This is a genomic window from Streptomyces spirodelae (assembly GCF_017676385.1).
Taxonomy (GTDB): domain Bacteria; phylum Actinomycetota; class Actinomycetes; order Streptomycetales; family Streptomycetaceae; genus Streptomyces; species Streptomyces spirodelae.
This window is the reverse complement of sequence record NZ_JAFFZN010000011.1, coordinates 136961-150064: the sequence shown is the minus strand read 5'-3', so window position 1 is coordinate 150064 and position 13104 is coordinate 136961. Positions and strand designations below refer to the sequence as shown.

17 protein-coding genes are annotated in these 13104 nt (G+C 67.7%); 9 read left to right on the top strand and 8 right to left on the bottom strand.

The features are described from left to right. Positions 1–127: 127 nt before the first annotated feature. On the top strand, positions 128–2572 hold the full coding sequence (locus JW592_RS14325; protein ID WP_209265426.1) for an ATP-binding protein: 2445 nt from the start codon (positions 128–130) through the stop codon (positions 2570–2572). Between the two features lie 87 nt (positions 2573–2659). On the opposite strand, the gene JW592_RS14320 is transcribed toward JW592_RS14325, so the two are convergent. Further along, a complete protein-coding gene (locus JW592_RS14320) occupies positions 2660–3016 on the bottom strand; it encodes a hypothetical protein (RefSeq protein WP_209265425.1) in 357 nt (118 codons plus the stop codon). A gap of 276 nt (positions 3017–3292) precedes the next feature. Further along, positions 3293–3574: a hypothetical protein gene (locus tag JW592_RS14315; protein ID WP_209265424.1), complete on the bottom strand. Its 282-nt coding sequence runs from the start codon at positions 3572–3574 to the stop codon at positions 3293–3295. A 175-nt stretch (positions 3575–3749) separates the two neighbouring features. Between JW592_RS14315 and JW592_RS14310 the strand changes: the two genes are divergently transcribed. From JW592_RS14310 to JW592_RS14300, 3 genes are all read left to right on the top strand, one after another. Further along, positions 3750–4502, top strand: a complete 753-nt coding sequence (locus JW592_RS14310; protein ID WP_209265423.1) for a DUF6879 family protein — start codon at positions 3750–3752, stop codon at positions 4500–4502. A 12-nt stretch (positions 4503–4514) separates the two neighbouring features. Beyond that, positions 4515–5366, top strand: a complete 852-nt coding sequence (locus tag JW592_RS14305) for a helix-turn-helix domain-containing protein (protein WP_209265422.1) — start codon at positions 4515–4517, stop codon at positions 5364–5366. A 76-nt stretch (positions 5367–5442) separates the two neighbouring features. Next, the gene (locus JW592_RS14300) at positions 5443–5970 is read left to right on the top strand and encodes a DUF6879 family protein (RefSeq protein ID WP_209265492.1); all 528 of its coding nucleotides are present in this window, start codon (positions 5443–5445) and stop codon (positions 5968–5970) included. A gap of 3 nt (positions 5971–5973) precedes the next feature. On the opposite strand, the gene JW592_RS14295 is transcribed toward JW592_RS14300, so the two are convergent. From JW592_RS14295 to JW592_RS14285, 3 genes are all read right to left on the bottom strand, one after another. Beyond that, complete coding sequence (locus JW592_RS14295) at positions 5974–6192, bottom strand: DUF397 domain-containing protein (RefSeq protein ID WP_209265421.1); 219 nt, start codon at positions 6190–6192, stop codon at positions 5974–5976. A 69-nt stretch (positions 6193–6261) separates the two neighbouring features. Continuing rightward, positions 6262–6480 (bottom strand): DUF397 domain-containing protein, encoded by a 219-nt coding sequence (locus JW592_RS14290; protein ID WP_209265420.1) that lies wholly within the window; start codon positions 6478–6480, stop codon positions 6262–6264. Further along, positions 6464–7300 (bottom strand): DUF5753 domain-containing protein, encoded by an 837-nt coding sequence (locus tag JW592_RS14285; RefSeq protein WP_229375988.1) that lies wholly within the window; start codon positions 7298–7300, stop codon positions 6464–6466. Before JW592_RS14285 ends, JW592_RS14290 begins: the two co-directional genes overlap by 17 nt. Before the next feature lie 196 nt (positions 7301–7496). On the opposite strand from JW592_RS14285, the gene JW592_RS14280 reads away from it, so the two are divergent. Together JW592_RS14280 and JW592_RS14275 are read left to right on the top strand one after the other, a co-directional pair. Continuing rightward, positions 7497–7700: a hypothetical protein gene (locus JW592_RS14280; RefSeq protein WP_307805415.1), complete on the top strand. Its 204-nt coding sequence runs from the start codon at positions 7497–7499 to the stop codon at positions 7698–7700. Next, positions 7697–8026 carry a hypothetical protein gene (locus tag JW592_RS14275; RefSeq protein ID WP_307805414.1) on the top strand — a complete coding sequence of 110 codons (330 nt, stop codon included), beginning with the start codon at positions 7697–7699 and terminating at the stop codon, positions 8024–8026. The genes JW592_RS14280 and JW592_RS14275 overlap by 4 nt, the downstream gene beginning before the upstream one ends. Here JW592_RS14275 and JW592_RS14270 read toward each other — a convergent pair. Continuing rightward, entirely contained in the window at positions 8017–8793 is a 777-nt protein-coding gene (locus tag JW592_RS14270) for a TetR/AcrR family transcriptional regulator (RefSeq protein WP_209265418.1), read from the bottom strand. The two genes, JW592_RS14275 and JW592_RS14270, sit on opposite strands and share 10 nt — an antisense overlap. A 95-nt stretch (positions 8794–8888) precedes the next feature. Between JW592_RS14270 and JW592_RS14265 the strand changes: the two genes are divergently transcribed. After that, positions 8889–9908 (top strand): ATP-binding cassette domain-containing protein, encoded by a 1020-nt coding sequence (locus tag JW592_RS14265; protein ID WP_209265417.1) that lies wholly within the window; start codon positions 8889–8891, stop codon positions 9906–9908. Beyond that, positions 9905–10732, top strand: coding sequence for an ABC transporter permease (locus JW592_RS14260; protein ID WP_209265416.1), 828 nt, complete (start codon positions 9905–9907; stop codon positions 10730–10732). Before JW592_RS14265 ends, JW592_RS14260 begins: the two co-directional genes overlap by 4 nt. A 22-nt stretch (positions 10733–10754) precedes the next feature. On the opposite strand, the gene JW592_RS14255 is transcribed toward JW592_RS14260, so the two are convergent. After that, positions 10755–11147 (bottom strand): PNPOx family protein, encoded by a 393-nt coding sequence (locus tag JW592_RS14255; protein WP_209265415.1) that lies wholly within the window; start codon positions 11145–11147, stop codon positions 10755–10757. A gap of 126 nt (positions 11148–11273) precedes the next feature. Further along, positions 11274–12392, bottom strand: a complete 1119-nt coding sequence (gene serC / locus JW592_RS14250) for a phosphoserine transaminase (protein WP_209265414.1) — start codon at positions 12390–12392, stop codon at positions 11274–11276. 115 nt (positions 12393–12507) lie between these two features. On the opposite strand from serC, the gene JW592_RS14245 reads away from it, so the two are divergent. Next, positions 12508–12939, top strand: coding sequence for an MmcQ/YjbR family DNA-binding protein (locus tag JW592_RS14245; protein ID WP_229375985.1), 432 nt, complete (start codon positions 12508–12510; stop codon positions 12937–12939). Positions 12940–13104: the final 165 nt, after the last annotated feature.

Here is a 13104-nt window from a genome sequence, read left to right as displayed (position 1 = left end):
TCAACCTTGCATTTAGCAGCGGCAGGGGTAGGAAACAAGCCATTCGAAGGTTCCCCCTGACGGATTACTCGGTTCGGTGCAGGGGTTCAGGGGTAGTCCGGCTGAGGGCGGTCGGTGAGGAGGGGACGTGGCGGAGAGACAGAGCGGGCCAGGACAGGAGCCGACGGCCGGATTTCGCGTTGGCGCCCACAACGATCTCTCGGGCTCGGCAAGCAACGTCGTCCAAGCCGGCCAGGTCAGTGGTGACGTGCACGTTCACGCAGCGGCGCTCGCGCCCGCGCCTCGTCCGGCGCAACTACCTGGCGATGTACGCGGGTTCGTCAATCGAACCGATGAGATGAGCGCCCTGGACAGCCTGTTGGACGACCCGCAAGGCCCTCTTCAGGACGCGGAAGCGTTACGCATCGCCGTTGTCGTCGGCACGGCCGGGGTGGGAAAGACAACGCTCGCCGTTCGGTGGGCACACCGCGTCAAGAGTCACTTCCCCGATGGACAGCTGTACGTCAACCTGCATGGATATGATCCGGGGCCGCCGATAAGCGTCACGGATGTTCTCGGCAGGTTCCTGCGGGCGCTGGATGTGCCGGTGGGGCGCATCCCAGCGGGAGAGGAACCACGCGCGGAGCTGTTCCGATCGGTGATGGCCGGCCGACGCGTGCTCGTCGTTCTGGACAACGCCGCAGCGGCCGGAGCGATCCGTCCACTGTTGCCCGGTTCTGCAGATTGTCTGGTAGCCATCACGAGTCGTACACGAATGTCGGGTTTGGTGGTGCGGGAAGGTGCATATCGTGTGAGTGTGGAGACGCTGTCGGAAGCCGAATCCATCCGGTTGTTGCGCAGCATCATTGCCGGATACCGCACAGAGGACGACGACGCGGAACTCGCCGAACTGGCTCGCCTGTGCGCGCGGTTGCCGCTCGCACTGCGCATCGTGGCCGAACGTGCCGCAGCCCGTCCGAGAATGCCACTGCGCGACTTGATCACGGATCTGCGCGACGAGTCGGGACTGTGGGACGCCCTGTCGGCGACGGGCGAGGAGGGGGCCGATGAAGCGGATGCCGTGCGCACAGTGTTTGCCTGGTCGTACCGCGCCCTCCCCCCGCAGACCGCCCGCGTGTTCCGGTTGCTGGGGCTGCATCCCGGTCCCGACTTCCGGGCGGAGGCCGCTGCAGCCCTCTCCGGCTCGACCCCGGCCCACGCTCGGCGTCATCTCGACAGCCTGGCCGCCGTGCACCTGCTGGAGGAGTGCGGGCATGACCGCTACCAGTTCCACGACCTGCTGCGCGCTTACGCCATCGACCAGGCCCAGCGTGAGGAATCTGCCGAGGACCGGCGTTCTGCGCTGGAACGTGTCCTCGGCTGGTACCTGCACTCCGCTGCTGCCGCCGCTCGAGCGGGCTCGTGCGCGTACACCATGCCGCTGGCCCTCGAACCGGTGGACGACGGTGTCGGCCCGACTGCCTTCGATGACGGGAAAGCGGCGATCGCCTGGTACGAAACCGAGCGAGACAACCTCGCCACCGCGGTCCGCATCGCGAGCTCTGCTGGAATGGACCGGATCGCCTGGCAGATTCCAGCGGTCCTGACGACGGTCATCGCAGACCGGGAGCCGGCCGACGCCTGGCTGCCCGCCCAGCGAGTAGCTCTCGAGTCCGCCCGTAGGGCGGGCGATCGGCATGGGGAAGCAATCACTCTCGACAATCTGGGCATCGCCTACCGGCATCTGTTCCGGCTGTCCGAGGCCGAAGAGTGCTTCGACGCTGCCTTGCGGATCTTCCGGGAACTCGGCAGTACCTTGGGGCACGCGCGAGCCGCCAACGGCATGGGGGTGGTGTACATGCTCGCGCACCGCGTTGATGACGCCGCAACCTGCTTCAAGCGGGCGCTGGAGCAGGCGCACGAGCTCGATGATCCTGTCTATATCGGGGCCTTCACACGCAACCTCGGATGGGCGTTCCTGGAACAGGGCGACCTCGACCAGGCGAGGGGCTGGCTGAGCCGGGCAGCGACCCTTCTGGCTGACGCGGACGAGCCGCTGGAGCGGGCTGAAGCGCTCACGCTGCTGTCGGCGGTTGATCGGCGAGCTGGACGCTTCTTCGAGGCAAACGAGATGGCTGAGCAGGCATTGGCCATCGCAGGCGAGGCCGGCGGAAACCTCTTCGAGGCCCTCGCTCTTCTGGAGCTGGGACGCGCCTGCTTGGCCCAGGAGAACAGCGCCGAAGCTCTCGGACATCTGCAACATGCCTCGGTGCTGTTCCAGCGAGTCGGCCGCCCCGATCTGCAGGCCGCCGCGTGGGACACCACTGGCGAAGCGCATCTGCTGCTCGGACGCGCCGAGGACGCCGTGGCGTTCCACCGGCAAGCGTCCTCGACGTTCCGTTCCAGGGGCGACAACTGGTCGTTGGTGCTTTCCCTGGCCCGCCTCGCCGAAGCGCTGACCAGCCAGGGCGCATCTCAAGAGGCACAGCAGCAACGCACCGAGGCGCTCCGGTTGCTGACAGCTTTCCCCGACAGGGTGGCGGCGGCGAAACGTGCGGAGCTGCAGGCGGCCCAAGCGACGCCGCCGGTGTAGCCGCCGCTCGAGCACACGAGTTGCTTGCCAAGGGCGGCCTGCGCGGCCGACTGGTCCTCATTCCGTGACCAGGCCGCCGCGCTGTCCTCACGGTGAGTGCGGAGGATCGGGGCACTGCTCTCCGGCGCGTGGGCAGACCAGCGTGCATCGCACGACCATCTGGCCGCCGGCTGAGTAGTAGCCGGCGTAGGCGTCGGCTCCCCGGTCGAGGCACGCCACGAGATGGGCCAGCTTGGCCTCCAGGTTGCTGGGTGGCATCGCGTTGAGCTCCTGGTCCAGCCATGCGATCGCTTCTTCGGGGGCGCTGAAGGTGCCTGCTCGCATGGACTGCGGCTTGCGGAACCAGTGGCTGATCGTGTTCGGGGGCACCGCCGCCTGGAGATTCCGGGCCTCGCCGTCCCTGGGCCACTGCGGCCCGGTGTAGGTGTACGCGTGCCAGTGCACCGTTGGGCGCAGCCTTTCTGGTGAGGCGTGGCGCCCCTTCGACGGGGGCGCCACGTGTTGGGCGTTTTTACCGGTTGCCGCCGCAGCCTTGGCCGCTGCCGCAGTCCGGGGTGTCGGACGGTTGGGTAGGCTCGTCGTCCTCGGGATCGGCGGCCAGGATCAGCGCATGCATGGTGCTCCTCCTTCTGCTGGATTTCTCGGGGACCCGCCTCCGGCGCTGTGGCCGTCACGCGTTGGAGTGGAAGCCGTGCGCGACGGTGCGCCTGGGGGCGGGGGTCAGTCGTCTTCCGGCTCGCCCCTGACGAGGGTGAGGCGGTGCGGTCCCGGGTGTTTGTCCCGCCGGTGCCGGCGCAGTACGTCGCTGAGTACGGAGGCGATCTCCGTCTCGCTCCGATGCTGAGCCAGGCTGGTCATGTCGCGGAGCTGCTGGCAGTAGCCGCAGGGCGCCGGCTCCGGGTCACCGTCGCTGTCAGCCGCGTACCGCGGCCTTGTGAACCTGCCCGGCAAGGCGTTCGAATGGTCGTACCGATAACCGACCCAACGGTGTGCTGTGCTCACGAACTCGACGCTAGGGAGCGGCGATTGGTGCGCACTACGCTGCTTTCTTGAGTTTTCTCGCAAGCTGGCTTGAATTGCTGCTGTTTTCTTCTGTGCGTCTCAACGTCGTGTGGTGCGGAGCCGGGGGGCGACCCATGCTGATCGGTGACAAAGGCTCATGGAAAGGAGACCGGCGATGGCTCGTCAGCTACGCTTCACCGGCACAGACAGCAAGGTCGACGGCTGCCCCGCGCTACATGCAGACGTCAAGACAGGCGAAGTAGTCGTGCAGGGGAGGCCACTTACCGATCCGGATGACATCGCCCAGCTACGGCACTTCGGCGAGGGGGACGCTGCTGTGATCGTGCCGCGCGAACTGCTTGTGAACTGGGGACCGAAGGAGATGACGCGCGTGCCGGACCTCGTAAGCCGGGACGGCTTCCGCCGCCTCTTTGAGACCTTCGAGCACACAGCGTGGCGCCTTGAAACACGGCGTGGGTACGCCTCCGACCGCGACGATCCCGAGTACCGAGCCTTCCTGGAGACGGGTAGCGCTCCGTGCGACTTCAGCGAACCGTGGTTCGTCAACATCCGCCGTCAGACGGCTACAGGCAAGACAGTCGGTCGCGTGCGCATCGCCGACAAGCCACCTACGCAGGAACAGATGTTCCTACTCGACTATGCCCGACACAACGCAGCCGTCGGTGAAGACATGAACTACCTCTGGCGAGAGGAGGCCGACCGGATCGGCTTGCCCGCAGAGGACTTCTGGATCTTCGACTCGCGGATCGTCGCGTTGCTGCACTTCGACGACGGCGACAACTTGCTCAACATCGAGGTGATCACGGAGCCCGCTGAGGTTGTGCGCTACTCCATCGTCCGCGACGCAGCCATGCACTATGCCGTTCCGTACCAGAAGTTCGCAGTGCAGGTAGCTGGGGCTGGATAGCGAGCTTAGCCGGTGAGCACTGACTATCAGCAGGCGAGAGAAGCGCTTGGCATGCGCCTCCGGGAACTGCGGTTCTCGTGCCCTGATGGTCGGCTCACCGGCCAGGAACTCGCTCGGCGACTCGGTTGGCCGAACTCCAAGATCAGCAAGCTGGAGAACGGAAGACAGACCGCCACTTCCGATGATCTCCGGGCGTGGGCGGACAGTACCGGCCAACCAGAGGTCTATCCCGAATTGGCCTCCCGTCTTGCAGGGTTCGAGTCGCATATCAGGTCATGGCGACGAGCCCTCGCGAGCGGTTTCAAGCCCGCCCACGAGAGCCTGAGCCGTGAGATCGAACGCACCAGATGTCTGTGGTTGTGGGAGGAGGCAGTGATCCCTGGGCTGGTGCAAACCCCTGAGTACGCGCGCCATGTCATCACGCGGTATTCGGAACTGTTGGCCCCGGCCGGCGACATCGAAGCTGCCGTGCGGGCCAGGATGAAGCGCCAGGAATGGCTTTACGAGCCAGGCCGCAGGCTGCACGTCCTCATATGGGAGGCTGCGCTGCGGGCGCTGGTCTGCCCTCCCGCAGCTCTCGCCGCTCAACTTGATCGGCTGACCGGCCTGGTAGGGCTGGACACGGTCGAGTTGGGGATCATCCCGTTCACCGCCCCGGTGCGGATCGTGCCGGCCAATGGATTCTGGGTTCTCGATGATCGTCTGGTCGTCGCAGAAGATTGGCACGCCGAGCTATGGCTGGACGACGCCGACAACATCGCCCTGTATATGAAGGTGTGGCGGACCCTCCAGGAATCAGCGGTATACGGTGCCGTCGCGCAGAACGTGATCAATGCTGCGCGACGGCAACTGAACGAGCCGTGAGAACGGAACCGAAGCCCGTTCGCGACTACCGGACTCCTCCGGACCCGCGGACAGGCAGAGACTGGGGAGACGTGTGATTCCCTCGAACGTCCCGACATTCGCTGAACTGCTGCGCGGGGCCCAGCGCTCCGCTGTCCACTTGGAGATGCGCGATTTCTACGCAGTGGACTACGAGAGGGAGGAATTCGACGCGTGGCGAGCGGGCTTCCGGCACGACCCGGACGACAGGGCGTCATGGTGGCGCCCATGGCTGGATCTGATTCAGGAGACTGTCGGCCGAGGTGTAGTCGTTCGCCGAGCTCGCATCGTTTCCGAGCCGGTCAGCGAGTACATCCGGTTCGAGCACTCCGACACGTTCACCAACGTCGCCGCAGGCGAACAGGTGCGGTGGCTGCCACGCCGCCGTGCGTCAGACCTCGCGCTGCCGGGCAACGACTTCTGGCTGTTTGATGGGTCGCTTGTCCGTTGGAACCATTTCGCCGGGGACGGCTCTTCCGGCGGAGGCGAGATGAGTACCGACCCGGCAGTGCTCAAGCTGTGCGCCAGTGCCTTCGAGGCGGTATGGGAACGAGCTGTCCCCCACGGAGAGTACAAGATCCTCTGACCGTCAGGACGCGGTGAACGCACCGCGTTTGGTGGCGGTGATGAAGGTTGTCCAGGCGGTTGTGTCGAAGGTGACGGCGGGACCGTGAGGGTTCTTGGAGTCGCGGACCGGGATGCCGCCGGGGTGGTCGTCGGACACCTCGATGCTGCCGCCAGCCGAGTTCTCGCTGTAGCTCGACTTGCGCCAGGTCGGAAGAGCCGATGCGTCGGGAACCGCTTTCACCTTCGCGCTCCTTGCGAGTTGGGGGCCAGGGGCACGAGAAACTGCGCGCCCCTGGCTTTGGCTCGTCTGTCAGGGGGCGGTGAACTCCCCGTGCTTGGTGGCGGTGACGAAGGAGGCCCAGGCGGTTGTGTCGAAGATGATGGCCGGTCCGTGGGGGGTCTTGGAGTCGCGGACGGGGACGCCGCCGGGGTAGTCGTCGGACACCTCGATGCAGCCGCCTACCGAATTTTCGCTGTAGGTGGACTTGCGCCATGCGGGGAGCGCCGATGCGTCAGGAAGCGTCTTCAACGTCGTACTCCTTCAGGTATTGACGGAACAGATCGAGTGATTCCTCGTCCGTCAGGGCCAGGGAGCGGGCCATGTCGAACCTCTGGGTCAGCTCAAGGACTCTTCTAGGAGACTCCACAGGCTCACCAGAGTCGAAGCTCTCGACTACCGCAATCGTTGCGCCATCGGGCATCGTGTGCAAGGTGAGGCTGCCGCCGCCGTGCATCGAGTATGCGCCCTTGCTGAAGGGAAGCACCTGGACGGTAACGTGCGGTCGGGAAGCCAGTCGCAGCAGACGCCTTATCTGTGCAGCCATGCACAGTGTGCCCCCGACGGGTCGCTTAAGGGCGGCCTCGTCCATAATGCCCCAATAGAACGGTGGATCGTCGCGATCCAGGACGCGCTGGCGCTTCATGCGTGCGGTGACCAACTCCTCGATCCGCTCCTCGCACTCACCCAGCAGCGCCTTTTGGAATGTCGCCCGCGTATATTCTTGGGTTTGCAGGAGCCCAGGGATCACACTGCTGTTGAAGACCTGAATCCGCTCCGCATCAGGCTCCTTGCTGATGGCCTTCCGGCTGTAGTCCGGAATCAACGTGTCATGCGCCAGCTCCAGCAGCTCCGCGAGCACTCCATCCGTGTCGAAGAACGCGTCCAGGGCTTCCACCAGGGCCTCGGAAGGGAGCTGTTCCCCCAGCTCCACCCGGCCCAGGTAGCTGTGTGAGTAGCCGCCCACGCGGTCGGAGAGCTGTCGCAGGGAGAGGCCCCGGCGCTCCCTCAGTCGCCGGAGCCGCCGGCCGAGGTGGAGCCTTGGGGTGAGCTTGCCGTCTTCGCTGTTCAACTACATCGCCGTCGAACTCCTCTTCGTTCAACCCCCCTGTCCACCGGGGGCGATTGGTGACAGCGCCGACGCGTGTTCCAGGGCCGCGGTCGGCAATGTTGGTGATGGTTGTTGCACAGCGCGTAGCTACCCGCGCGGACAAGTATGCACAAAGGGGGCGTTCGGAGTGGTGGGAATGACGGAGCGAGGACGGTCGGTGAGGAAGATCCGTGAGGCCGAAAGGGCGCGGGAAGCCCTACGGGTGGCGCTGCGGCACGCGGGGATTCAGCTTCCCGTGATGGACGTCCGCCCTCAGATGCGTACCGACGACACCGGGTACGCCCTCGTGCGGCTCGGTGACTGTGCGGCGCCCGTGGCCCGCGAGTTGGCGGCCGTCATCGAGAAGGGCGCGGCGCGGTGAGTGATGCCTCGTTCGTGCTGGCCATCGACCGCCAGTGGCGCGACGCCTGGCCGCCGACCGCGCAGCCGGACGACGGCAATCCGTGGCTGACCGGGATGTGCTGGCTGTTCTGCCGCCGTGCGGGCGTGCGCGTGGTGTGGGTCGGCTCGGTGCGGACTCCCGGCGCGATCGGTGACGTGTACGCGTGCGGTCCGTGCGTCGCGGAACTCGACCATATGGTGCGTGCTCAGTGTCACACGCGCGACGGTGTGTGCGAGCACCGGCGGATCGAGAAATGGGACGGCAAGACCCGCTGCCAGGACTGCAAACGCCAGCTCTACCTGTGAGGGGTCCGCTGGTCCAGCAGGTGTTGGAAGCCGTCCAGGAGGGCGCGGACGGCGAAGCGGGTGCTGTCGGCGGGGTCGGCGGTGAAGGCGTCCGCGGGGAGGGCGGCCAGGTGTGTGAGGCCGCCCTCTTCCATGCCGCGGGTGATGTAGGGCTCCTGGGTGTGCCAGAACTCCTCGTCGCTGATGCCGGACTGCTGGGCCGCCTGCTGGTACAGGACGACTGAGCGGGCCGCGCCCATGACGAGGTTGTCGAGGGCGACCAGAACGGTCATCTTCTCCTGGCTGGTGAAGGGCAGGCCCTCCAGGGCTCCCAGGGCGAAGTCGAGGTTGGCCATGGAGTGCGGGCCCAGGATCGGGCGGGCCTGGTTGACCTGCAGCAGCCAGGTGTGTGTGGTGTAGAGCTTCCACGACCCTTCGGCGACCAGTTCCAGCGTCTCGCGCCAGTTGTTGCCGCGCCACTGCTCGATGTCGGCCGGCGGGAGGGCGACCTGGTCGCACATCAGGGCTACCAACTCGTCCTTGCCGGGCACATAGCGGTACAGGGACATGGTGCCGACGCCCAGTTCGGTGGCGACGCGGCGCATGGACAGCGCTGCCAGTCCCTCGCGGTCGGCCAGGTCGACGGCGGCCGCCACGATCTGCCCGAGCGTCAGTCCGGGTTTGGGCCCGCGTGCGGGGCGCTCGCGGGTGGTGCGGCCCCACAGCAGATCGAGGCTGCGGACGAGGCGGGTGAGTCCTTCGCCGTCGGCGGTGTGCTCTGTCGTCATGGTGCGGCCATCGTAGGAAATCCCCTTGCAAGTATCTGCGTAGGCTGTACGCTTTTTCATCTGGGTACGGCGTACCCAGATTCAAGGAGGGAAGTATGCCCGCACCACCACTGGACCAGTGCTCCGTCGTCGCCGAGGGGCTCCGCAAGACCTACGGCGACAAACACGCGCTCGACGGCCTCGACCTGGCCGTCCCCCGCGGCACCGTCTTCGGGCTGCTGGGCCCGAACGGGGCCGGCAAGACCACCGCCGTACGCGCCCTGACCACCCTCGTCCGACTCGACGGGGGCCGCGCGACCGTCGGCGGCCACGACGTGAGCCGCGCCCCGCGCGCCGTACGCAGCAGGATCGGCCTCACCGGGCAGCACGCCGCCGTCGACCAGATACTCACAGCGCGGCAGAATCTGGAGATGTTCGGCCGCCTCTTCCACCTCGGCGCCCACCGCGCCCGCCGCAGAGCCGCCGAACTGCTCGACCAGTTCGGACTCACCGAGGCGGCCGACAAGCAGCCGCAGGGCTTCAGCGGCGGTATGCGGCGCCGCCTCGACCTGGCCTCCAGCATGATCCTCGCCCCTGAGGTGCTCTTCCTGGACGAGCCGACCACGGGACTCGACCCGCGCGGTCGCAGCGAGGTGTGGGACGCGGTGCGCGGACTCGCACAGCAGGGCACCACCGTCATCCTGACGACCCACTACCTGGACGAGGCCGACAAGCTCTCCGACCGGATCGCCGTCATCGACCGGGGCCGCAACGTCACCGAGGACACCCCGGCCGGTCTCAAGCGGGCCATCGGCGGCGACCGTATCGAGGTGGTCGCCGCCGAGGCCCGCGACCTGCCCGCCGTCGCGGCCGCCGTCGCACGGGCCGCGGCCGAGGGCGCCGAGCCGGAGACCGACGCCGCCGGACTGCGCGTCCACGCGCCGGTCGCCGAGCGGGTGCCCGCACTCACCGCCGTGGCACGCCGCCTTCAGGACGAGGGAGTGGCCGTCGCCGACATCGGCCTGCGCCGCCCCACGCTGGACGAGGTCTTCCTGGCCCTGACCGGCAGCCGCACGGAGAGCCGGGAGAGCACGGAGCAACAGGAGAGCACGGAGCACACTGAGGTGACCGTATGAGCGCCGTGCAGACCGCGGAGCGGCAGAGCACCGGCGGGCGGCTGTACTGGGCGGTCGCCGACTGCTGGACGATCGTCCGCCGCGATCTGACCCACCTGGCGAAACAGCCCTCCCTCATCGCCTGGCAGCTCGGCTTCCCGATCGTGTCCGTGCTGCTGTTCGTCTACGTCTTCGGCAGCGCCATGGACGTCGGCAAGGGCGTCGACTACAAGGACTACGCGATGCCCGGCATGTTCGCGATGACCATGGCCTTCGGCTTCATGAACACCGCGATGACCGTCGTCGTGGACAAGGAACGCGGCGTCACCGACCGCTTCCGCTCCATGCCGATGGCCCCCTCGGCAGTGGTCACCGGACGCGGCGTCTCCGACGTGCTGCACGCGGCGCTCGACCTCGCGGTGCTGGCGGCGATCGCGCTGGTCGTCGGCTGGCGCTCGGACGGCGACCTGCTCGCCACGCTGTGGGCCTTCGCGCTGCTGCTCTGGCTGCGGTTCTCGCTCATCTGGGTGGGCGTGCTGCTGGGCCTGCTGGCGAAGAACCAGGAGGCAGCGGGCAATCTGTTCGCCGTGGCCTTCCCGTTCGGCATGGTCTCCAGCGTCTTCACGCCGCCGTCGGAGATGCCGGACTGGCTGGGCACCATCGCGATGTGGAACCCCGTCTCGGCCACCGCCAACGCCGTCCGCGAGCTGTACGGCAACCCCCTGCCGACCGGGGGAAGCTGGATCGAGCAGCACTCGGACGTGATGGCGGTGGTGTGGCCGCTGGCGCTGACGGCCGTCTTCCTGCCGCTGGCGGTACGCCGGTTCCAACGCCTCAGCAGATGACGGCTCCGGACGGCTCCGGCGCCTATTCGCCGACCAGCCGCAGCTCGTAGTGGACCGGCCGGTCGAACATCAGCCGGTAGCCGAGCGGTACGAGCAGACCCTGGGTGAGCGGGTGTCTGCGGGCCAGCCGCGCGGCAGCGTGCCGCGCCTCGCTGTCCCGCAGCTCCCGCACCCGCGCCTTCATCGGCGCCCCGTTCGGGGTGCCGGTGAGGGTGGCGGCCGAGAGTTCCACTTCCGGGTAGCGCTCGATGTGCGCACGCTGTTTCGCGCGTGTGTGGGTGCGGACGTACGCGCGGTCGCCTTCGACGGCGATCCGCGCGCCGTGTCCGACGGGCGTACCTTCTCGCTCGTACGTTGTCAGCCGTACGCGCCGTTCCCGGGCGAACAGCTCAAGGCCGGTGGTGGGGGTGCTCATGCGAGTGCCGTACCCCGCGGAGCGGGAGGGGATGCTACCCCGCATGGGGGCTGCGCTTGCCCACCCTGCGCCCCTGCCGCCTGCAACGGCGGAACAGGGGCACCCCCTCCCAGCCAAGCGCGAGGCTCAGAGGCGCTCGATCACCCAGTCGACGCAAGCCGTCAGCGCCTCGACATCCGCGGGCTCCACCGCCGGGAACATCGCGACCCGCAGCTGATTGCGGCCCAGCTTCCGATAGGGCTCGGTGTCCACGACACCGTTCGCCCGCAGCACCTTGGCCACGGCCGCGGCGTCCACGCCGTCCGCGAAGTCGATCGTGCCCACGACCTGCGAGCGCTGCTCCGGGTCGGTGACGAACGGCGACGCGTACGACGCCTTCTCCGCCCAGCCGTAGAGCCGCGAGGAGGAGTCCGCGGTGCGCGAGACGGCCCACTCCAGACCGCCCTGCCCGTTGATCCACTCCAGCTGGTCGTTGAGCAGGAAGAGCGTGGCCAGCGCCGGCGTGTTGTACGTCTGGTTCTTGCGCGAGTTGTCGATCGCCGTCTGCAGGTCGAAGAACGCCGGGATGTGGCGTTCCGAGGCGGCGATCCGCTCCGCGCGCTCGATGGCGGCGGGGGAGAAGACCGCGATCCACAGCCCGCCGTCCGCGGCGAAGGACTTCTGCGGCGCGAAGTAGTAGACGTCCGTCTCGGTGATGTCGACCGGGAGGCCGCCGGCGCCCGAGGTGGCGTCCACCAGGATGAGCGCGCCGTCGTCGGCGCCCGGCACCCGCCGCAGCGGCATGGCGACACCGGTGGAGGTCTCGTTGTGGGTCAGCGCGTAGACGTCGACGCCCTGCTCGCCGCGCGCCTCGGGGTGGGTGCCGGGGTCGCTCTGGATGACGCTCGGGTCACCGAGCCACGGCGCCTGCTTGGCCGCCTTGGCGAACTTGGAGGAGAACTCGCCGAACGACAGGTGCTGGGACCTGCCCTCGATCAGGCCGTGGGTCGCCACGTCCCAGAACGCGGTGGAGCCGCCGTTGCCGAGTACGACCTCGTACCCCTCGGGCAGCGAGAAGAGGCTCCGTACGCCTTCGCGCACCTTTCCGACCAGGTTCTTGACGGGCGCCTGCCGGTGGGAGGTGCCCATGAGGGAGGTACCGGTCGCAGCCAGGGCGCTGAGCGCCTCCGGACGCACCTTGCTGGGGCCCGAGCCGAAACGGCCGTCGGCGGGCTTGAGGTCAGCGGGAATCTGGAGATCAGCCACGGGGTCAGCCTAGTGCCGCTGTCCAGACCACCACGGCAGCCGTCCAGGGCCTGAGACAAACGGTGGACACCCCGACTGTCGGTCCGCTGTCGGTGCCGGTTCATAAGCTGGCCGTATGACAGCAGGTCGCAGCCCTGATCCCCAGTCCGATCCCCAGTCCGATCCCCAGTCCGATCCCCGGCCCGGCCCCCGCCCCGGTCCCGACGATGTACGGCGTCTCGCCCTCGTCCTCCCCGAGACCAAGGAGGTGGAGGCGTGGGCCATGCCGACCTTCCGGGTGGCGGGGAAGATGTTCCTCACCATGCCGGACGACCAGTCCTCCTTCGCGGTGCGCTGCCCGCGCCTGGAGAGGGGGGAGCTGATCGCCGCCGAGCCGGAGAAGTTCTGGGTGCCGCCGCACGAGGCGGGCTCCAACTGGGTGCGGGCGCGGCTGGCGGCACTGGAGGACATGGCGGAGCTGCGGGACATCGTCGTCGACTCCTGGCAGCAGGCCGCGCCGCCCCGGCTGCGGGAGGCGTTCACGGTGCCCGATCCGTACGCCGAGTGAGCCGGGCACCGCTGCGTGCCCGGTCATCAATGGCCATGCTGGACAGCTTCACAGCCGCTCTTGGGCCAGATCGGCAGGCTGACAAAAACCCGTCCATCCGCAGGTCAGACGCTTTCCGGCGGCCGGAGAAGAGCGTGACGCGGACCACAGACACGAAAGATCCCG

Coding starts and splice junctions, on each gene's coding strand:
- JW592_RS14310 (WP_209265423.1), top strand. CDS start 3,750: ATGGCTCGTCAGCTACGCTTCACCGGCACAGACAGCAAGGTCGACGGC.
- JW592_RS14270 (WP_209265418.1), bottom strand. CDS start 8,793: ATGACGACAGAGCACACCGCCGACGGCGAAGGACTCACCCGCCTCGTC.
- JW592_RS14265 (WP_209265417.1), top strand. CDS start 8,889: ATGCCCGCACCACCACTGGACCAGTGCTCCGTCGTCGCCGAGGGGCTC.
- JW592_RS14260 (WP_209265416.1), top strand. CDS start 9,905: ATGAGCGCCGTGCAGACCGCGGAGCGGCAGAGCACCGGCGGGCGGCTG.
- JW592_RS14255 (WP_209265415.1), bottom strand. CDS start 11,147: ATGAGCACCCCCACCACCGGCCTTGAGCTGTTCGCCCGGGAACGGCGC.
- JW592_RS14245 (WP_229375985.1), top strand. CDS start 12,508: ATGACAGCAGGTCGCAGCCCTGATCCCCAGTCCGATCCCCAGTCCGAT.